This is a genomic window from Amycolatopsis sp. NPDC004747 (assembly GCF_053601335.1).
This window is the reverse complement of record NZ_JBSGBQ010000053.1, coordinates 16694-37584: the sequence shown is the minus strand read 5'-3', so window position 1 is coordinate 37584 and position 20891 is coordinate 16694. Positions and strand designations below refer to the sequence as shown.

General features: G+C 73.2%; 12 protein-coding genes and 1 riboswitch. Of the genes, 1 reads left to right on the top strand and 11 read right to left on the bottom strand.

Annotated elements, in window-relative coordinates; genetic code table 11:
* Positions 1 to 74 precede the first annotated feature (74 nt).
* Together fahA and ACWEGE_RS44745 are read right to left on the bottom strand one after the other, a co-directional pair.
* Positions 75 to 1289, bottom strand: a complete 1215-nt coding sequence (gene fahA, locus ACWEGE_RS44750; RefSeq protein ID WP_449666601.1) for a fumarylacetoacetase — start codon at positions 1287 to 1289, stop codon at positions 75 to 77.
* Positions 1286 to 7909, bottom strand: coding sequence for a DUF885 domain-containing protein (locus ACWEGE_RS44745; protein WP_449666600.1), 6624 nt, complete (start codon positions 7907 to 7909; stop codon positions 1286 to 1288). Before ACWEGE_RS44745 ends, fahA begins: the two co-directional genes overlap by 4 nt.
* Positions 7910 to 8043: 134 nt before the next feature.
* Between ACWEGE_RS44745 and ACWEGE_RS44740 the strand changes: the two genes are divergently transcribed.
* Entirely contained in the window at positions 8044 to 9072 is a 1029-nt protein-coding gene (locus tag ACWEGE_RS44740) for an AsnC family protein (RefSeq protein WP_449666599.1), read from the top strand.
* Between the two features lie 86 nt (positions 9073 to 9158).
* Here the strand turns inward: ACWEGE_RS44740 and ACWEGE_RS44735 are convergent, their stop codons facing one another.
* The 9 genes from ACWEGE_RS44735 to ileS form a co-directional block, all read right to left on the bottom strand.
* The gene (locus ACWEGE_RS44735) at positions 9159 to 10091 is read right to left on the bottom strand and encodes an RluA family pseudouridine synthase (protein ID WP_449666598.1); all 933 of its coding nucleotides are present in this window, start codon (positions 10089 to 10091) and stop codon (positions 9159 to 9161) included.
* Entirely contained in the window at positions 10088 to 10777 is a 690-nt protein-coding gene (gene lspA, locus ACWEGE_RS44730) for a signal peptidase II (RefSeq protein ID WP_449666597.1), read from the bottom strand. The genes ACWEGE_RS44735 and lspA overlap by 4 nt, the downstream gene beginning before the upstream one ends.
* A gap of 23 nt (positions 10778 to 10800) precedes the next feature.
* The gene (locus tag ACWEGE_RS44725; RefSeq protein ID WP_449666596.1) at positions 10801 to 11385 is read right to left on the bottom strand and encodes a hypothetical protein; all 585 of its coding nucleotides are present in this window, start codon (positions 11383 to 11385) and stop codon (positions 10801 to 10803) included.
* Positions 11386 to 11389: 4 nt separating this feature from the next.
* On the bottom strand, positions 11390 to 11680 hold the full coding sequence (locus ACWEGE_RS44720) for a hypothetical protein (RefSeq protein ID WP_449666595.1): 291 nt from the start codon (positions 11678 to 11680) through the stop codon (positions 11390 to 11392).
* A 321-nt stretch (positions 11681 to 12001) separates the two neighbouring features.
* Positions 12002 to 13330: an aminotransferase class V-fold PLP-dependent enzyme gene (locus ACWEGE_RS44715; RefSeq protein ID WP_449666594.1), complete on the bottom strand. Its 1329-nt coding sequence runs from the start codon at positions 13328 to 13330 to the stop codon at positions 12002 to 12004.
* 39 nt (positions 13331 to 13369) lie between these two features.
* Positions 13370 to 13484, bottom strand: a riboswitch (SAM riboswitch).
* Between the two features lie 70 nt (positions 13485 to 13554).
* Positions 13555 to 15033, bottom strand: coding sequence for a potassium/proton antiporter (locus tag ACWEGE_RS44710; RefSeq protein ID WP_449666593.1), 1479 nt, complete (start codon positions 15031 to 15033; stop codon positions 13555 to 13557).
* Positions 15034 to 15128: 95 nt separating this feature from the next.
* Positions 15129 to 15884 (bottom strand): ArsR/SmtB family transcription factor, encoded by a 756-nt coding sequence (locus ACWEGE_RS44705; protein WP_449666592.1) that lies wholly within the window; start codon positions 15882 to 15884, stop codon positions 15129 to 15131.
* A gap of 131 nt (positions 15885 to 16015) precedes the next feature.
* Complete coding sequence (locus tag ACWEGE_RS44700; RefSeq protein ID WP_449666591.1) at positions 16016 to 17641, bottom strand: penicillin-binding transpeptidase domain-containing protein; 1626 nt, start codon at positions 17639 to 17641, stop codon at positions 16016 to 16018.
* A gap of 74 nt (positions 17642 to 17715) precedes the next feature.
* Positions 17716 to 20874 (bottom strand): isoleucine--tRNA ligase, encoded by a 3159-nt coding sequence (gene ileS, locus ACWEGE_RS44695; protein WP_449666590.1) that lies wholly within the window; start codon positions 20872 to 20874, stop codon positions 17716 to 17718.
* Positions 20875 to 20891 lie beyond the last annotated feature (17 nt).

Sequence of the window (20891 nt, the reverse complement as noted above, 5' to 3'; positions counted from 1 at the left end):
TTCCGCGGTGAGCGAGCGCTTAGTCGCTGGTCATTATGCGCGCTGCCCGGCCCCGTCCGGTGTGGGTACCGCCACTATCCGCCCGCGACCACCGTCCCCCGCACGTCACCGAAGCCGATGCGCGTGCCGTCCGGGCCGGGTGCGGTCGCGCTGATCACCACCTCGTCGCCGTCTTCGAGGAACGTCCTCGTGACGCCGCCGGGCAGCTCCAGGGGCTCCTGGCCGCCCCATGACAGCTCCAGGAACGAGCCGCGCTGGCCGGGCTCCGGGCCGGTCACCGTGCCCGAGGCGTAGAGGTCGCCGGTGCGCAGGCTCGCGCCGTTGACGGTCATGTGCGCCAGCTGCTGCGGCGCCGTCCAGTACTGCGTCGCGAACGGCGGGCTCGACACCAGGTGGCCGTTGAGGCGGATCTCCATGGCCAGGTCCAGCCCCCACGGCTCGGTGGTCCGGAGGTACTCGAACGGCTCCGGGTCCTGCCGCGGGCCGTCGACGCGCGCGTGCTCCAGCGCCGCCAGCGGGACGATCCACGGCGACACCGACGTCGCGAACGACTTGCCGAGGAACGGGCCCAGCGGCTGGTACTCCCAGGCCTGGATGTCGCGCGCCGACCAGTCGTTGACCAGGCAGACGCCGAACACGTGGTCCGCGAAGTCCGCTGTGGCCACCCGGCTGCCCACAGTGGACGGAGTGCCGACGACGAACCCGACCTCCGCCTCGATGTCCAGCCGCTGCGACGGGCCGAACGACGGGGTGTCGGCGTTGCGCGGCTTGCGCTGCCCGTGCGGCCGGACGATCGGCGTGCCGGACGCGACGACGGTGCCCGCCCGGCCGTGGTAGCCGATCGGCAGGTGCTTCCAGTTGGGCGGGAGCTCGGTCGCGTCCGGGCGGAAGATCTTGCCCGCGTTGAGGGCGTGGTGCTCGCTGGAGTAGAAGTCGACGTAGTCGGCGACCTCGAACGCCAGGTGCGTGGTGACTTCGGCCGGCGGCACCAGGTGTGACCGCAGCTGATCGGCGTAGCGGGGTTCGGTCAGCCATTCCGTGACGCTCTCGCGGACTTCGCGCCAGGTGGCGGGCCCGGCGGCGAGCAGCGGGTTGAGCACCCCGGCGGTGAGCAGCGGCGCGAACGCGGCTGCCGTCTCGGCCGCCGCGACGGTCAGGTCGAGCACCTGATCGCCGACGGGCACCCCGATCCGCCGTTCGGGCGCCCCGCCGACGGAGAACACGCCGTACGGCAGGTTGTCCAGGCCGAACGGCGTGTCGTCGGCGAGCTCGAGCCAGGTCACGGTCACTCCTCGTTCCGGGCGGCCCGCGCCGCCACCCAATCGGCCACCACGTCGGCCAGGACCGGCAGGGGCAGGGTTCCGCTGCCCAGCACCGTGTCGTGGAACCCGCGGATGTCGAACGCCCCGCCCAGCGCCCGCTCGGCTTCGGCGCGCAGCCGCTCGATCTCCAGGCGGCCCACCATGTAGCTGAGCGCCTGCCCCGGGAGACCCGCGTACCGGTCGACCTCCGCCTCGATCTCGATCCGCGCCATCGGCGTGTGCTCGACCATGTAGTCGACGGCCTGCTGCCGGCTCCAGCCCAGCGCGTGCAGGCCCGTGTCGACCACCAGCCGGGCCGCGCGCATCGAATCCTGCGTCAGGAGGCCGAGCCGCGCCGTGCCGTCCGAGTACAGCCCCATCTCGTCCGCGAGGCGCTCGGCGTAGAGGCCCCAGCCCTCGGCGAAGGCGTTGAACATGCCGATCCGGCGCAGCAGCGGCACGTCCGTCAGCTGCTGGGCGAGCGTCAGCTGGAAGTGGTGCCCCGGCACCGCTTCGTGGAAGGCGACGGACTCGCTCAGCGTCCGCTGCCGCTGGTCCGCCTCGCTCGTGTTCGCGTAGTACGTGCCCGGCCGGGCACCGTCGAGGGAGGGCTCGATGTAGTAGGCGATCGAGCCGCCCGCGGCCTCCGCGGCGGGCACCGGCGCGACCTGGCACCGCTGCTCCGGCACGCGCGAGAACCACCGGGGTGCCTCGGCTTCCGCCCGCGCGATCGCCGCGCGGGCCGATTCCAGCAGCTCGTCGCCGTCCCGCCAGCGCAGGGCCGGGTCCGTGCGGATCCGCTCGAAGATCTCCGCGAGCTCGGTCGTGCCGAACAGCTCGGCGCCCAGTTCGCGGTACTCCCCCGCCAGCCGGTCGATGATCGCCAGGCCGGTCTCGTGCAGCTCCTCCGGCGTGCGCTCGGTCGTCGTCTCGGCCCGGATCAGCGCCGCGTAGCGCTCCGGCCCGCCCGGCAGGTCGCCGATCCCCGGCGACGTCTCGGGCCGGGCCACCGGGACGACCTCCTCGGCCAGGAAGTCCCGGTACCGCCGGTAGGCCGGCCGCACCACTTCGGCCAGCAGCCGGTCGCGTTCGGCTTCGAGACCGCGGACCGGCACCTTCAGCGGGTCGTTGTCCGGGTCGGCGAGGTACCGCTCGACGTGTTCGACACCCTTGCGCGCCAGGAACCCCGGCGGCACGAGCCCCTCGGCGAGCGCGGCCCGCTGCCGCTCGATCACCTGGTCCAGGTAGGTGCCGACGGCGGCGAGCCTGCTCAGGTAGCCCCGCGCCTTGCCGTCGTCGTCGAGGATCGTCTGCGGCAGCTCCGTGAGCAGCCGGAGGGCCGGCGCGTCCAGCCCGTCGCTCACCGCGACGTCGGCCCGGCCGGAGTCGAGCAGGTCGATCTGGGTGCGGGCCTGCCAGAGCACGACGTCCCGGGTGACGCGTTCGGCCGGCGTCAGCGCCGCCGCGTCGATCGCCTCGGCGCGCGCGACGACGCCGGCGAGCCCGGCGCGGAACCGGGCGGCGGCTTCGGCGGTCTGGTCGGCGAGCTTGTCGTGCGTGCCCGGCAGGCCGTACACCGACGGGTACAGCGGCTGCGCCTCGAACATCAGCTCCAGGCACTCGTCCGCGAGCTTCCCGGGCGTGTCGCGGCGCTGCGCCACCCACTCGGCGACCACGCCGGACAGCACCGGCAGCGGCAGGGTGCCGCTGCCCAGGACGACGTCGTGGAACTCGCGGATGTCGAACGCCTCGCCCAGCGCCTGCTCGGCTTCGGCGCGCAAGCGCTCGATCTCCAGCCGCCCCACCATGTACCCCAGCGCCTGGGCCGCGTCGGCGGTGTACCGGTCGATCTCCGCCTCGATCTCCAGCCGCGCCATCGGCGTGTTTTCGACCAGGTAGTCGACGGCCTGCTGCCGGCTCCAGCCCAGCGCGTGCAGCCCGGTGTCGACGACCAGCCGGCACGCCCGCATCGAATCCTGGGTCAGCATGCCCAGCCGCGCCACGTCGTCGGAGTACAGCCCCATCTCGTCGGCCAGCCGCTCGGCGTAGAGCCCCCAGCCCTCGCTGTAGGCGTTGACGTGCAGGATCCGGCGCAGCAGCGGCAGCTCGGTGAGGTCCTGGGCCAGGCACAGCTGGAAGTGGTGCCCCGGCACGGCTTCGTGGAACGCGATCGCCTCACTGGCGAACCGCGGCCGCTTCTCGGCTTCGTAGGTGTTCGCGTAGTAGGTCCCCGGGCGCGTGCCGTCGAGCGACGGCCGCAGGTAGTACGCGATCGTGCCGCTCGCCGCGTCGGCTTCCGGCACCGGTGCCACCCGGCACTGCTGCTGCGGCACCCGCGTGAACCACTGCCCGGCCACGGCTTCCGCGCGGGTGATGGCGGCCCGGGCCCCGGCCAGCAGCTCCTCGCCGTCCCGCCAGCGCAGCGCCGGGTCGGTCCGGATCCGGTCGAAGATCTCCCCGAGGTCGGTGGTGCCGAACAGCTTCCCGCCCAGCTCGCGGTACTCACCGGCGAGCTTTTCGATCAGCGCCAGCCCGGTCTCGTGCAGCTCCTGGGCCGTGCGCTCGGTGGTCGTCTCGACGCGGATCAGCGCGGCGTACCGCTCCTGACCACCCGGCAGGGCCCCGATCCCGGGCGACGTCTCGGGCCGGGCCACCGGCGCGAGCTCGTCGGCCAGGAAGGCGCGATAGCGCCCGTACGCGGGCCGGACGACCTCGGCGAGCAAGCGGTCGCGTTCGGCCTCGAACCCCTCGAGCGCGTACGACGGTGTCACCCGCAGCGGGTCGCTCTCGGGCGCGCCGAGGTACCGGTCGACGTACTCGACGCCGACGCGCACCAGGAAGCCCGGCGGCACCCGCCCTTCGGCCGCCGCGGCGCGCTGCCGGTCGATCAGGGCGTCGAGGTAGCCGCCCACGCCCGCGAGCCGGCTCAGGTAGCCACGGACCTTCGGCTCGTCGTCCAGCAGCGTCTGCGGCAGGTAGAGCAGCAGCTTCAGCGCGGGCGCGGCGAGCCCGTCGCTGACCGAGACGTCGTCGCGGCCGGAGTCGATCTCGTCGACGACGGACTTCGCCTGGGAGAGCACGACTTCCCGGGTGACCCGCTCGGCGGCGGGCAGCCCGGTGGTGTCGAGGGCTTCGGCCCGCGCGGCGATCTCGACGTACTTCGCGCGAAGCCGGGCTTCGGCCTCCACACCCGGGTCGGGCAGCCGGGCGTGATCGCCGGGCAGGCCGTACAGCGACGGGTACAGCGGCTGCCGTTCGAAGTCCAGCGCGAGCAGCTCGTCGGCCAGCCGTCCGGGCGTGTCGCGCCGCTCGGCCACCCAGTCCGTGACGACCTTCGCCAGCGCGGACAGCGGCAGCATGCCGTGGCCCAGCACCACTTCGTGGAACCCGCGGATGTCGAACCGCTCGCCCAGCGCCCGCTCGGCCTCGGCGCGCAGCCGCTGGATCTCCAGGCGGCCCACCATGTACCCCAGCGCCTGCGCCGGCCAGCCGATGTACCGGTCGATCTCGGCCTCGATCTCCAGCCGCGCCATCGGCGTGTTTTCGACCAGGTAGTCGACGGCCTGCTGCCGGCTCCAGCCCAGCGCGTGCAGCCCGGTGTCGACGACCAGCCGGCCGGCCCGCATCGAGTCCTGCGTGAGCATGCCGAGCCGCGAGACGTCGTCGGAGTACAGCCCCATCTCGTCCGCGAGCCGCTCGGCGTAGAGGCCCCAGCCCTCGGCGTAGGCGTTGAACATGCCGATCCGCCTCAGCAGCGGCAGGTCGCGCAGTTCCTGGGCCAGGCTGAGCTGGAAGTGGTGCCCCGGCACGGCTTCGTGGAACGCGATGGCCTCGCTGGTGAACCGCGGCCGCTTCTCCGCGTCGTGGGTGTTCGCGTAGTACGTGCCCGGGCGCGTGCCGTCGAGCGACGGCTGGAGGTAGTACGCGATCGTGCCGCTCGCCGCGTCGGCCTCCGGCACCGGCGCGACCTCGCACTTCTCCGCCGGGACGCGCGAGAACCAGCGGGGCGCGACGGCTTCGGCGCGGGCGATGGCGTCCCGGGCACCCGCCAGCAGCTCCTCGCCGTCCCGCCAGCGCAACGCCGGATCGGTGCGCAGGCGCTCGAAGATCTCGGCGAGCTCGGTGGTGCCGAACACCTTCGCGCCCAGCTCGCGGTACTCCGCACCGAGCTTCTCGATCAGCGCCAGCCCGGTCTCGTGCAGCTCCTGCGCCGTGCGCTCGGTGGTCGTCTCCGCGCGGATCAGCGCGGCGTACCGCTCGGCCCCGCCCGGCACGTGGGAGATGCCCGGGGCGGTGTCGGGCCGCCCGGCCGGCTCGACCTCGGTGCGCAGGAAGTCCCGGTACCGCGCGTACGCCGGGCGGACGACCTCGGCGAGCAGCCTGTCCCGCTCGGTTTCGAAGCCCTCGACGACCGCGGTCGTGCCGACCTTCAGCGGATCGGTCTCCGCCGCCGCCAGGTAGCGGTCGATGTAGTCGATGCCGACGCGCGCCAGGTAAGCCGGCGGCACCAGGCCTTCGGCCAGGCTTTCGCGCTGCCGCTCGGTGAGGTCGGCGAGGAACGGCTCGATCGCGGCGAGCCGGGTGAGGTAGCCGCGCGCCTTCCTCTCGTCGTCCAGCTTGTAGTACGGCAGGTACATCAGCAGCCCGAGAGCCGGTGCAGTGAGCCCGTCGCTGACCGCGAGATCGGCGGACCGCGCCGCGAGCCGATCGGCCTCCACCTCGGCGGACGCGATCACGACCTCGCGGGTGACGGCTTCCTCCGGTGTCAGGCCTTCGGTGGCCAGCGCCCGCGCGCGAGCCGCGAGGGCCGTGTACGCCTCGCGATAGCGCTCCTGCCCGGCCCTCGTCTGGTCCGCGAGCCGGTCGTGGTCGCCCGGCAGGCCCAGCACCGACGGGTTCAGCGGCTCCTGCTCGAACGACAGCTCGACGAGCTCGCTCGCCAGGCCGTCGACCGTGTCGCCGTGCCCGGCCACCCAGTCTTCGACGACGGAGGCCAGCACCGAAAGCGGCAGCTGGCCGCCGGCCAGCACGACGTCGTGGAACGCGCGGACGTCGAACCGCGAGCCGAGCCGCTGCTCGGCGCGGGCCCGGGCGCGCTGGATCTCCCGCCGCCCCACCATGTACCCGAGCGCCTGGCCCGGCCAGGCGATGTAGCGGTCGACCTCGGACTCGATCTCCAGGCGGGCCATCGGCGTGTGCTCGGCGAGGTAGTCGACGGCCTGCTGCCGGCTCCAGCCCAGCGCGTGCAGCCCGGTGTCGACGACCAGCCGGCCCGCCCGCACCGAATCGCCGGCCAGCATGCCGAGCCGGGCGATTTCGTCGGAGTAGAGCCCCATTTCGTCGGCCAGGCGCTCGCTGTAGAGCCCCCAGCCTTCGACGTACGCGTTGAACATGCCGATGCGGCGCAGCTGCGGCAGCTCGGCGAGGCCCTGGGCGATGCTGAGCTGGAAGTGGTGCCCCGGCACGGCTTCGTGGAACGCGACCGACTCGGCCATGTGCCGCAGCCGCTCGGTGGCCTCGTGGGTGTTGGCGAAGTAGATGCCCGGCCGGGAGCCGTCGGCGGCCCCGCGCAAGTAGTACGCCGCGGGCGCGCCGGGCGCGACCTCGGCCGGCACGGCCTCGACCGTGCACTGCTGCTCCGGGATCCGGCCGAACCAGTTCGGGGCTTCCGCGGCGGCACGGGCGACGGCCGTGCGGGCGGTCTCCAGCAGCTCGTCCGCACTGCGCCAGCGCAGTGCCGGGTCGGTGCGCAGGCGCTCGAAGATCGCGGCCAGGTCGTCGGTGCCGAACGCCTTCAGCCCCAGCTCGCGGTACTCGGCGGCGAGCGCATCGATGGTGTCGAGGCCGATCCGGTGCAGCTCCTCCGGGGTGAGCTCGGTGGTGGTGTGCATCCGCGCCAGCCGGGCGTAGGTCTCCGCGCCGCCCGGCAGCCACGACACGCCGGGCCGGTCCGCGGGCCGTCCGTGCGGCTTGACCTCGGCGATCAGGAACTCGCGGTACTCGGCGAAGGCGGGGCGGACGACGTCGGCGAGCAGCTCCTCCCGCCGCCGCCCGAACTCCTCGTCCGGCGCCGGCTGGCGGCGCAGCGGGTCGGTGTCCGGTTCGGCGAGGTAGCGGTCGAGGTGCGCGACCGCGGCGTCGACCAGGTGGGCCACCGGGACCAGGCCGTCGGCGATCCCCTGTGCGTGCCGCCGCGCGGCCTGGCGCAGGTACTGCGGGATCGCGGCCAGCCGGCCGAGCTGCGCCTCCGCGGCCTCGCCCGCCGTCACCGTCGTCATCGGCAGGGCCATCAGCAGGCCCGCCGCGGGCCCGATGGACAGGTCGGTGACGGTGAACTCGGCCAGCCGGCTGTCGATCGCGGCGAGGCGGTTCTCGGCCGTGGTGATCAGCACCTCGCGGGTGACCCGGTCCTCGGCGTCCTCGGCCGCCAGCGCGCGGGCCCGCTCGAGGAACGCCACGAGCCGGGCGCGGAAGGCCTGCTCGGCCTCGGCCGACAGGTCCGCGAGGCCGGGCTCCGCCGGGCGGACGCCCAGCAGCGCGGGCGTCAGCGGATCGGCGGCGAACAGCGCTTCGACGAACTCGTCGGCGAGTTCGGTGACCGCGGTCATGGCAGGACCCCCAGCTTCGGCTGATGTGCTTCACGGCCGACCCTAACGGAGATCACCGACAGAAACGCCGGGCCGTTCGCCCGGGGCGGACGGCCTGCGGCGCCGCGGATCGGCCAGGCGGTAGCGTTCCCCGGGTGGCCGTGACCGATCCCGTGGATGCCCGCCTGCTCGCCGCGCTCGCCGACCTCGGCAAGGCGGCGGTGCACGAGCTGGCGGCCAAGGTCGGCATGGATCCCCGCGAGGTCGCCTACCGGCTGGTCGCCCTCTCCGGCAGCGGGCTGCCCCTGCTCGTCGGCGTCGAAAGCGACCCGAACGGCCTGCGCGCGGCCATCGCCGGCGCCCCGCCGTCGTGGGCGAACCGGCCGGCCCAGCCGCCGTTCCCGCCGCCTTCGCAGCCCGTGCCGCAGCAGCCGCCGCAGCCCGGCCCGCCGATGCCCCCGCCGGTCCAGGGCACGCCCTCGGGGCCGTACACCGTCCAGGGTGCCCCGTCCGGGCCCTACACGGTCCAGGGCGCGCCTTCGGGGCCCTACAACGTCCAAGGCACGCCGTCCGGGCCGCACAACGTCCAGGGCACGCCGTCCGGGCGCTACCCGGGCCCGCCGCCCCGGCCGCCGCAGCCGCCGCGGCCGTTCACCCCGCCGCCGGTGCCGCTCGACCCGGCCGTGAGCACGTGGGGCGTGCCGCAGACGGCGTCGTGGGCCCGCGGCGACGAACCCGCGCGCCCGAGCGGGCCCGCCGCGGGCAAGCGGGGCAGGCTCGGCGAGGTCATGGAGACCCAGGGCCTGGAGGGCGAGCAGCTGTCGGTGCAGCTCCTGGAGGTCCAGGACCCGGCCGACTACCTGTTCAGCGCGGCCGGCTACCGCCTGGAGGACGGCGAACGCGCGGTGGTGGTGCACACCGAGATCACCAACCGCGGGGCGATCCCGTTCGCCTCGCTGCCGGACAACTACCTCGAGCTGCTCGCCGCCGACGGCCAGGCGATCGGCAAGGCCCCGGTGTCGCTGACCTCCCGGCCGCCGCACAAGATCGGCGTCAAACCGGGCGAAACGCTGGGCGGCCACACGGTGTACGTGCTGCCGGAGGCCACCCGCGTGGTCTCGGTCCGCTGGAGCCCGCGGCCGGAGCCGGACGAGCGCACGCTGACCTGGTCGATCGAGGACTGAGGCTGGTTCCGGTCAGCCCGCCGCGGCCCACGCGGAAGCCGGCGGCCGCTCGAGAGGTCCTGCGGCGGGCGACGGCAGAACAAGCCTCACTGGTAGCTTTCCTCGCGCAGGATCTCGAGGGCCTTCGCGAGGTCGTCCGGGTACTCCGACTCGAACTCCACCCAGCGGCCGTCCGCGGGGTGGGCGAACGCCAGCGTCTTCGCGTGCAGCCACTGCCGGCTCAGGCCGAGGTGGCGGGCCAGCACCGGGTCGGCGCCGTAGGTCAGGTCGCCGACGCAGGGGTGCCGCAGCGCCGAGAAGTGGACGCGGATCTGGTGCGTGCGCCCGGTTTCCAGCTTGATGTGCGCCAGCGACGCCGCCCGGAACGCCTCGACGACTTCGTAGTGCGTCACGCTCGGGCGCCCGCCCTGGACCACCGCGAACTTGTAGTCGTGACGCGGGTGGCGGTCGATGGGGGCGTCGATCGTGCCGCGCATCGGGTCCGGGTGGCCCTGGACGATCGCGTGGTAGCCCTTGTCGACCGTGCGCTCCTTGAAGGCGCGCTTGAGCACGGTGTACGCGTGCTCGCTCTTGGCCACCACCATCACGCCGGTGGTGCCCGCGTCGAGCCGGTGGACCACGCCCTGGCGCTCGGCCGCACCCGAGGTGGCGATCCGCAGGCCGGCCGCGGCGAGGCCGCCGACGACGGTCGGGCCGGTCCAGCCCGGGCTCGGGTGCACCGCGACGCCGACCGGCTTCGAGATCACCACGATGTCGTCGTCGTCGTGCAGGATCTGCATGCCTTCGACCGGCTGCGCGACGACCTCGACCGGGTTCGACGGCTCCGGCAGGGTGATCTCCAGCAGGCCGCCGCCGGAGAGGCGGTCGGACTTGCCCGCGGGACGGCCGTCGAGCAGCACGTCCCCGGACTCGGCGAGCTCGGCGACGACCGTGCGGGACAGCCCGAGCAGCTTGGCGAGGCCGGCGTCGACCCGCATCCCGTCGAGCCCGTCGGGCACCGGGAGCATCCGCGAACTCACGCCTGCTCCTCCTGTGCCTGCTCCTGGGCTGCCTGCTCCTGAGCTGCCTGCTCCTGGGCCTTTTCGAGCTTCTTGTCCTTGGTCGACGTGCCGTCGTAGTCCTTGCCCAGCAGCGACAGCAGCACGATCAGGGCGCCGCCGACGCAGATCGCGGAGTCGGCGATGTTGAAGATCGCGAAGCCCTTGCCGTTCGGGGCGAACGCCGAGATGAAGTCGACGACGTGGCCCTGCAGCCCGCCGGGCGCGCGGAAGATGCGGTCGGTGAGGTTGCCGGTGGCGCCGGCCAGCACCAGGCCGAGGCCGATCGCCCAGCCGATCGAGCGCAGCCGCCGCGACAGCCAGATGATGGCGATGACCACGGCGAGCGCGACGAGGGCGAGCACCCACGTCATGCCGGTGGCCATCGAGAAGGCGGCACCGGGGTTGCGGATCACCTGCAGGTAGATCAGCCCGCCGAGGACCTTGACCGGCTCCTTGCCCTCCAGGTTGGCGACGACCAGGTTCTTCGTCACCAGGTCGATCGCCCAGAACACGACGGCGACCGCGAAGACCCAGCCGACCCGCCGCTTCGGCAGCAGCGGCTTCGCCGGGACCTCCGGGTTCTCGGGCGCGTCCGCGGCCGGTTCGGGCCCCGCGTCGGCGGGCACGGCGGTTTCGGGTTCGGAGTGGCTGGGCTCGGTGCTCACCGGTCCATTGTCCACGGCGCTGGTCAGCCGGTGGCGGGCCCGTCCGGCCGCGGCCGCAGGAGCACGGCGAAGGCGGCCGCGAAGAGCACGCCCGCGGCGGCGAGCGCGCCGGGGACCGGGGGCAGGAACACGGTCGCGACCAGCGTGAACACCCCGGCGACGGCCGCCAGGAACCAGCTGCGCTCGTAGCCGGCCAGCAGCAGGAGGCCGAGTGTCGCCAGCAGCACGCCGCGCAGGTCGCCGCCGAGCCGGAGCTGGAGGAAGCCGACCAGGTCGAGCAGCGGCACGGCGGCCAACGCGCCCAGCGTGGCGAGGAGAAACCGGCCGGGCCGCGCCGGCCGCAGCTGCCGCCAGTACCAGGCGGCCACGGCGAGCACCACGCAGGCGAGGCCGGCGAGCCAGCCGAGCCTCGCCGACGGCACCGCATCGAACGAGACCGCGGTCGCGTACGCCGTGCCGCCGACCTCGCCGGTGCCGAGGCCGTGCAGGCCCTGCGTCAGCTGGTAGCCCTGGGGTTCGCGGGCCGGGACCAGCTCGACGGCCACCAGCACGAGCAGCGCGAACCCCAGCGCGGCCAACGGGAACCAGGCCCTTCGCGGACTCCCCATCGGGTCAGGGGGTCCGGGGGTGCGACCGCAGCACCGCGGTGAAGGCGGCGGCGAGCAGGATCATCGCCGAGACCAGCATGCCGGCCATGTCCGCCGAGAGCACCACCGCGACCAGGGCGAAGGCGACCGTGGTGAGCAGGACGAACCGGCTGCGCTCGTACGCGGCGAGCACGAGCAGGCCCAGCGTGGCCAGCAGCGGGCCGCGCAGGTTGTCGTCGATCCGGAACTGCCACGACCCGACCAGGTCGAGCAGCGGACGGCGAGCAGCGCGCCGGCCGTGCCGAGGACGAACCACCCCAGCCGGCCGGGCCGCCGGGCGAGCGCGTACCAGACCGCCGTGCCGAGGACCACGACACCGAGTGCGACCAGCCAGGCGGGCCCCACCGGCAGCCCCCGCCCGAGCTCGAAGAACTCGTCCAGTGGCCGGAACTCGGCCTGGCTGTACCAGGTCGCACCGGCCGGGACCACGGGCCGGAGCAGCAGGTTCGCGGATTGGTCTTCGGCCCCGCTGCGGCGCGCCAGCAGGTGCGCCACGGCCAGGCCGATCTCGGCGAACCCCAGCAGTGCCAGCGGAAACCAGAAACGCGGCCCTCTCCCCATCGGTCCAGGCTAGCGCTCAGCAGAACGGCGGCAGCTCCCGCGGGTCGCCGACCGGCGCCCAGCGGCCGTCCACCTTCGCGTACTCCCAGCGTGCGCCGCGGGCGACGATCTGCCGCAGCGCCAGGAGCACGCGGTCGACGTGTTCCTCGGTGCTGCCGAGGCCGAGGCTGACGCGGACCGCCTGCTGCCCCTCGCCGCCCGTGACGCCGATCAGCCGCCGGGCCGCGATGTGGGCGCAGAAGGCGCCGTCGCGGACGCCGATGCCGTACTCGGCGGACAGCACCGCGGCCAGCCAGCCGGGGTCGAAGCCGTCGACGACGAAGCTGACCGTGCCGACCCGGTCGACCGGCGCGTCGAACAGCCGCAGCTCGGCGCAGCCCGGGATGCTCTCGAGGCCCTTGCGCAGCCGGGCGAGCAGCGCCTGCTCGTGCGCCACGACGGCGTCCCAGCTCGCGCTCAGGGTTTCGCACGCGACGCCGAGCGCGTACACGCCGACCGTGTTGGGCGAACCGGCTTCGTGGCGCTCCGGCCCGGTGTTCCAGACGACGGCGTCTTCGGTGACGAGCTTGGTCGCGCCGCCGCCGGCCAGGTATGGGCGGGCCGCGCGCAGCCAGTCGGCGCGGCCGATCAGCGCGCCCGCGCCGAAGGGGGCGTAGAGCTTGTGGCCGGAGAGGGCGACGTAGTCGACGTCCAGTTCCTTGATCGAGATCCGCCGGTGCGGGGCCAGCTGGGCGGCGTCGAGGGCGACGCGGGCACCGTGTTTCCGCGCCACCGCGGCGATTTCGGCGACCGGCAGCAGCTCACCGGTCACATTGGACGCCCCGGTGACGACGACCAGCCGCGGTCCCTGCGGGGCGCCGGCGAGCGCTTCGTCCACAGCGGACACCGCGGCGAGGCGGGTGCGCGGGGTCGGCAGCCGCCGGACGTTCGGGCCTTGCCACGGCAGGAGCGCGGCGTGGTGCTCGGTGTCGAACACGATCACCGTGGTGTGCCGCGGCAGGCTGCGGGCGAGCAGGTTGAAGGAGTCGGTGGTGTTGCGGGTGAAGACGACGGTGTCGGTCCGCCGCGCGTCGACGAAGCGGCGCAGGACGTCGCGGGTGCGTTCGTAGAGCTTGGTGGAGACCTGCGAGGCGAAGCCGGCGCCGCGGTGGACGCTGGCGTACCAGGGCAGGAACTCGTCGACCTTCGCGCGGACGGCGTCGAGGCAGGGGGCGCTCGCGGCGTGGTCGAGGTTGGCGTAGCCGATGTCCCCGCCGGTCACCAGCGGAACCCGCAGCGACGCCCCCGCGACGGTGGGAACGGCCCGGGTTGCTTCGAGCTGGGTGCGGTCGATGGCGAGAGTCATCGGGGTGCCTCCTCGGCGATCCGGGGGACCCCGGCGAGGGGCCCGCGCTTGCCCGTCGCACGGCGCGACCGGCCCGGTCTTCACCCGGGGCACCCCACCGCGGTAGGAGGGTTGCCGGCCAGCAAGCCGGGGCTTCGCGCTGGCACTCATGACCTGGGTCAGAAGGTAACCGAGAACGCGGCCGGCAGCCAACCCTCGCCTCACATTCTGAGACGGCGCTCACGTCAGCGGCCGGACTCGCCCTTCCAGCGAGCCAGGCGCCCGGCCCGGTCGACGGCGCGCAACCGGCGTTCGACGGCGTCGCGGACGGCGCTCGTCGTGACGACCAGCAGCTGGTCGTTCTCCTGCAGCCGGCTGGTCTTCTGCGGCGTGAAGCCGGCGCCCGCGCGGACCACCAGGCTGATCGTCGCCCCGACGGGCAGCCGCAGCTCGGACAGGTACACGCCGTGCAGCTTCGACCCCGGCTGGATCCGGACCTGCAGCAGTTCGGCACCCAGCTCGTCCAGCGGCGCGGAGTCGACCTCGATTTCGTGCGCCTCGGACTTCTTGGCCAGCCCGAGCCGGTGCGCGAGCGGGCCGAGGGTCGCCCCCTGCACCAGCGTCAGCACGATGACCAGCACGAACACCGCGTCGACCAGCCGCTGGGCGCCCGGCAGGCCCTGGGACAGCGGGATCATGGCGAGCACGATCGGCACGGCCCCGCGCAGCCCGGCCCAGGAGAGGAACGCCTGCTCCCGCCACGGCAGCCGGAACGGCAGCATCGCCAGCAGCACCGAGAGCGGCCGCGCCAGCAGCAGCACGACCGCGCCGGCGACCAGGCCCGGCACGATCGCGTCCAGCAGCCGGCCCGGCGAGGCGAACAGCCCGAGCAGCACGAACAGGCCGATCTGCGCCAGCCAGCCCAGGCCCTCGGCGAAGGACAGCGTGTCCGACCGGTGCGGCAGCCGTGAATTGCCGAGCACCAGCGCGGCGACGTAGGTGGCCAGCAGCCCGGACGCGTGCAGCAGCTGCCCGGACGAGTACGCCACGACGCACGCCGCGACCGTGGCCACCGGGTAGAGGCCGGTCGCCGGCAGCGCGGCCCGCCGCAGCGCGAGCCCGCCGAGCCAGCCGAAGGCGAGCCCGATGGCCAGGCCCGCCGTCAGCTCGTAGACCACCAGCAGCGGCAGCGTCCAGTCCACAGTGGTGCCTTCGGCGAGCACCACGACGGCGATGTAGGCGGGCGCGTCGTTGATGCCCGACTCGAGTTCGAGCGCCCCGGTGAGCCGGTGACCGATCCCGGCCGTGCGCAGCACCGAAAACACCGCGGCCGCGTCGGTCGAGGCGAGCACCGCGCCCCACAGCAGCGCCAGTCGCCAGTCGAGGCCGAGCAGCCAGTGCAGGGCCGCGCCGGTGGCCGCGACGCTCACCACCACGGACACTGTGGACAGTGCGATTCCGCGGCCCAGCGCCGGTTTGACCGCCGACCACCGGGTGGTCAGCCCGCCTTCGGCGAGGATCATGACGAGCGCGGCGAGGCCGAGCGACTGGGTGAGTTCGGGGCTGTCGAACCGGATGCCGAAACCGGCTTCGCCCAGCAGCACGCCGATCCCCAGGTACAGCAGCAGCGAGGGCAGGCCGAGCCGGATCGACACGCGCACGGCCAGCACGGAGGCGAGGAGCACGACGCCGCCGACGCCGAGCAGCACGGGAAGCCGGTCCATACCGCCTCCTCCCGAGTGCCGTGGGCCCTCAGAATAGTGAGGCGTGCGGGTTAACTCGTTCGTGTACCGCTGCCCGGCGTCGGTCACGCGGTGTGTTAAGGCGCCCGGACACCACCGAGCGCGTCGAGATCGACACCGAGGGCAGCGAACGGCGCCCCCGCCGCCGGCAGCACCTTGACCGCCCGGTGGCCGTCCCTGGCCACCCAGCCGGCCTCGACCGCCCGGTCGAGCAGCGCCGCGGGCAGGGCACCGGCGAGGTGGTCGCGGCGCTCCGTCCAATCCAGACAGTCACGCAGCAGCGGCCGCCGCCCGGGGGCGACCGGCACGCCGAGGTCCGCCAGCACGGCCCGCCCGTGCGGGGTCAGCGCCAGCCCGTCGGCGGTGTCGACCAGGCCGGCGCCGAGCATGCCTTCACGCAGGGCGACGCCGAGCTCGCCGGCGAGGTGGTCGTAGCAGGTCCGGGCGAACCCGAGCCGTCGCGCTCTCAGCGACGCCCTGAGGCCGGCCACCGGTTGGTGTCCGGCAGCTTTCCGGGGGCTCCGGGTGGCGGAGCCCCCGGCCCGGGGCGAAGCCCCGGAGGTCACTGCGTGCTGGGCGAGGTGTTCGATCAGCTCGGCCACGCGCGGGTCGGCGATCCGGACGTAGCTGGCCCGCCCCTGCTTGACGCGGGCGACGAAGCCGGCCCCGGCCAGCCGGCTGACGTGCTCGCTGGCCGTCGAGAGCGCGATCCCGGCCGCTTTCGCGAGCTCGCCGACGGTCCAGGCCCGCCCGTCCAGCAGCACGAGGCACATGGTGGCCCGGCTCGGGTCGGCCAGCACCGCGGCCACCTCGGCCAGCGCGATCGTCTCCATGCCCCCACGCTACGACCAGCACCCTTCGGCGACGCCCGAACCATCGCCTCCACCGGACGACACGCGCACCTGGACGGACGACACGCGTACCCAGCCGGACGACACGCCGGCCGGCCCTCCGGGTCCGTGGGTCAGAGGGCCTTGAGGAACTTGGCGGCCAGCTGGACGGCCGGGCCCGAGTCGTTCGAGTTCTCCAGGACCACCGCGAAGGCCACGTTCTCGCGGTAGCCGACGAACCAGCCGGTGGCCTGCTTGCCGTCGCCGAACTGGGCCGTGCCGGTCTTGCCGAAGACGTTGCCCGCCGACGCCGCCGCGCGGCCGGTGCCGCTCTGGACCACCGCGCGCATCAGCTTCCGCACCTCGCCGAGCACCGATGCCGGCGGCGGCGAGTAGCCCTTGACCACCGTGGTCTCCAGGTCGTGCCACAGCCGGGGCGTGATGGCCTTGCCGGAGGCGACCGTGGCCGCCATCAGCGTGCCGCCGAGCGCGCTGGCCTGGATGCGGCCCTGGCCGAACCCGTCCTCGACCTGCTCGTCCTTGCTCGCCGCGGGTTCGACCTTCCCCAGTTCGGTCTTGATGCCGGGGATCTCGTAGTCGGCGTTGAGACCCAGCTCGTCGGCCGCCTTCTTGAGCCCGTCCGCGGGCAGGTCCAGCGCGAGCTTGCCGAACGTCGTGTTGCAGGAGCGCGCGAACGCCGTCTGCAGGTTCGTCGCGCCCAGCTCGAAGCCCTCGTTCTTGACCGTCCGCGTGCCGATCGTCGCCACGCCGGGGCAGTCGACCGGCGACGTCGCGTTCAGGCCGCTCTGCTGGACCGCCGCCACCGACGTCGCGATCTTGAACGACGAACCCGGCTCGAACAGGCCGTTGAGCGCCTTCGGCGCGTTCCCGGCCGCACCGTTCTGCGCGACGGCGAGGATGTCGCCCGAGCCCGTGTCGAGGGCGACGAGCATCGCCGATCCCTGGTAGCCGTCCACCGCGGCCTGGGCGGCGTTCTGCGCGGCCAGGCTCAGGCTCGCCACGAGCGGCTTCGCCCCTTCGGCCGACGCCTGCCCGAAGAGCGTCTCGAGACTCTTGCCGCCGGTGTCGACGCGTTCGACGGCGAAGCCGCTGCCGGCCGCGGCGGTGACCTGCCCGGTGAGCGCCGAACGCAGCAGCGGGGCCGGGTTGCCGTCGACCGGCCGCACCCCGCCCGGTCCACTGATGAGCAGGGGCTTGCCGTCGCGGTCGGCGACCGCGGTGGTGTCCTGCACGGCGGTGCTGATCACCAGCCGCTGGCCCGCCTCCAGCTTCGGGTGCAGCAGCGACGGCGCCCAGTGGACCTGCCACTTCCCCCCGCTCTGCGCGAGCTCGAAGGGCACGTCGTAGGTCCACGTCTTGCCGGGTTTCAGCACCCACGAGACGGTGAACGTCCCGCCCGTCTGCTTCGCGCCGGCCGGGGTCGGCTGCAGGACGGTCAGCTTGGCGGTGACCGACGACGGCGTCAGCGCGTTCCGCGTGGCCCGCAACGCCACCGCGGCGGCGGCGTTGTCGTCGGTCAGCCGGGCCGCCGCGTCCGGGTTGTTCTCGGAAAAGTCCTGCAGGTACTCGGTGATCGCCGACTGCGGGTCGAGCGCGCCCGGGCTTTCCACGGTGGTCGCGCCGGTGGCGGCTTCCGGTGTCGATCCCCCGCTGTTCAGCAGGAAGAACGCGGCCGCCACGACCACGACGACCAGCAGCGCCCCACCGATCAGGATGCCGCGTCTCTTGCCAGGGCTCATTCCGGTTCCCCTCCCCCAAGGAGCCACCCGAAGGTGGCCGGTCGAGTCTGCACCCTACCGGCCACCCCCGGCAATCAGGCCTTCGCCACCGCCACGGTGACCTTCGTGCCGTCGCCGACCGTGCCGGCGAAGCCGTCGCCGGCCGGGCCGTAGGTCACCGATGTCGCCAGGGTCTCCGAGGCCAGGAACTCCTCGTGCGCCCGGGCCGCTTCCACCACGTCGGCGGGCGCGTCGACGGTCAGCGCGATCCGGTCGGCGACGTCGAGACCGGCGTCCCGGCGGGCCTGCTGCACGACCCGGACCAGGTCGCGGACCAGGCCTTCGGCCGCCAGTTCCGGCGTGACCTCGGTGTCGATCAGGACCAGCCCGGAGCCGCCGGGCAGCTCCGCCGCCGCGCCGCCGCCCTTGGCGACCAGCCGGCGTTCGAACTCGCCCTCCTGCAGGGCGATCCCGGCCGCGACCACCGCGCCGCCCTGGAACGACCAGTCGCCCGCCTTGACGGCCTTGATCACCGTCTGGACGTCCTTGCCCAGGCGCGGGCCGGCGGCGCGGGCGTTCACCGCGACCTCGAACCCGCCGTGCGCGGCGACGTCGGTGGTCAGCTCGACCGCCTTGACGTTCACCTCGTCGCGGAGGATGTCGGCGAAGGCGCCCATCGCCTCCGCGTCCGAAGCCGCCACGACCAGCGACGACAGCGGCAGCCGCACGCGCAGCTTGTTGGCCTTCCGCAGCGAGAGCGCCGACGACGCCACCTGCCGCACCCGGTCCATCGCGTGGACGAGCGCGGCGTCCGCGGGCAGGTCGTTGGCGTTCGGCCAGTCGCTCAGGTGCACCGAACGGCCGCCGGTGAGCCCGCGCCAGACGACCTCGGTGGTCAGCGGCAGCAGCGGCGCCGCGACCCGCGACGTCACCTCCAGCACGGTGTGCAGCGTGTCGATCGCGTCCTTGTCGCCCGCCCAGAAGCGGTCACGCGAGCGCCGCACGTACCAGTTCGTCAGGACCTCGAGGAAGTCCCGGACGGTCTGGCACGCGCCCGCGACGTCGTAGTGGTCCATCGCGTACTCGACGTCGGTGACCAGCTCGTGCGTCTTCGCCAGGACGTACCGGTCGAGCACGTTCGGCGAGTCCGTGCGCCACCGGCCTTCCACGCCTTCGGCGTTCGCGTACAGCGCGAGGAAGTAGTACGAGTTCCACAGCGGCAGCACGGCCTGGCGGACGGCGTCGCGGATGCCCTTGTCGGTGACGACGAGGTTGCCGCCGCGCAGGATCGGGCTCGCCATCAGGTACCAGCGCATGGCGTCGGAGCCGTCGCGCTCGAAGACCTCGTTGACGTCCGGGTAGTTGCGCAGCGACTTGGACATCTTCGCGCCGTCGGAGCCCAGCACGATGCCGTGCGAGACGCAGGTGCGGAACGCCGGCCGGTCGAACAGCGCCGTGGCCAGCACGTGCAGCAGGTAGAACCAGCCGCGGGTCTGCCCGATGTACTCGACGATGAAGTCGCTCGGGTAGTGGTGCTCGAACCACTCGGCGTTCTCGAACGGGTAGTGCACCTGGGCGTACGGCATCGAACCCGAGTCGAACCAGACGTCGAGGACGTCCGGGACGCGGCGCATGGTCGACTCACCCGTAGGGTCGTCCGGGTTCGGCCGGGTCAGCTCGTCGATGTAGGGCCGGTGCAGGTTGTCCAGCCGCACGCCGAAGTCCGCCTCGAGCTCGTCGAGCGAGCCGTAGACGTCCGTGCGCGGGTACTCGGGGTTGTCGGACTGCCACACCGGGATCGGCGTGCCGAAGTACCGGTTGCGGGAGATCGACCAGTCGATGGCGTTCTCCAGCCACTTCCCGAACTGGCCGTCCTTGACGTTCTCCGGGTACCAGGTGATCTGCTGGTTCAGCTCGACCATCCGGTCCTTGAACTGCGTCACCGCGACGAACCACGACGAAACCGCGCGGTAGATCAGCGGGTTCCGGCAGCGCCAGCAGTGCGGGTAGCTGTGGTCGTAGGTCTCGTGCCGCAGCAGCACGGCACCCTGCTGCGCCGCCGATCCCGTGCCGTTCTTGAGGTCCCGCACGATGTTCGGGTTGGCGTCGAAGACCTGCTGGCCCTCGTAGTCCGGCACGGTCGCGTCGAACTTGCCGTGCGCGTCCACCGGCGTCACCGGCGGGATGCCGGCGGCGTCGGTGACGAGCTTGTCGTCGGCACCGTAAGCGGGGGCGATGTGGACGATCCCGGTGCCGTCGTCGGTGGTGACGTAGTCGGCGGCCAGCACCTGGTGGGCGTTCTCGGTGCCGGTGAAGTACGGGAACGGTGGGGCGTAACGGGTTCCGAGCAGCTGCGTGCCGGTGTAGTGCGCGACGACCGTCGGCTCTTCGCCGAGTTCACGCGCGTACGCGGCCACCCGCGCTTCGGCGAGCAGGAACCGCTTGCCGTCGTGCTCCACGACGACGTACTGCACGTCCGGGTGCACGGCCGTGGCGAGGTTGGACGGCAGCGTCCACGGCGTCGTGGTCCAGATCAGCAGGTAGGTGCCGTCGAGCTCGTTGTCGTTGCCCTCCAACCGGAACCCGACCGTGACGGCGGGGTCCTGGCGGTTGCGGTAGACGTCGGAGTCCATGCCCAGCTCGTGGTTGGACAGCGGCGTCGCGTCCCGCCAGCAGTACGGCAGGACGCGGTAGCCCTCGTACACGAGTCCCTTGTCCCACAGGCGTTTGAACGCCCACAGCACCGACTCCATGTAGGTGACGTCGAGGGTCTTGTAGTCGTTGTCGAAGTCGACCCAGCGCGCCTGGCGGGTGACGTACTCGCGCCACTCGTCGGTGTAGCGGAGGACGGACTCCTGCGAAGCCGCGTTGAACTTCGCGATGCCCATCTCTTCGATCTCGGACGTCTCGGTGATGCCGAGCTGGCGCATGGCCTCGAGCTCGGCGGGCAGGCCGTGGGTGTCCCAGCCGAAGCGGCGCTCGACCTTGCGGCCCTTCATGGTCTGGTACCGCGGCACCAGGTCCTTGACGTACCCGGTGAGCAGGTGGCCGTAGTGCGGGAGGCCGTTGGCGAAGGGCGGGCCGTCGTAGAAGACGTACTCGTTTTCGCCCTTTTCGCCCGCCGGACGCGCGTCGATCGTCGCCTGGAAGGTCCGGTCGCTCTCCCAGTAGGCGAGGACCTGCTTCTCCAGGTCGGGGAACGACGGCTGCGACGGGACTCCTGCGCCTTCGCCGAGCTGGGCCTGGGGGTACATCCGGGTGCTCCTCGGTT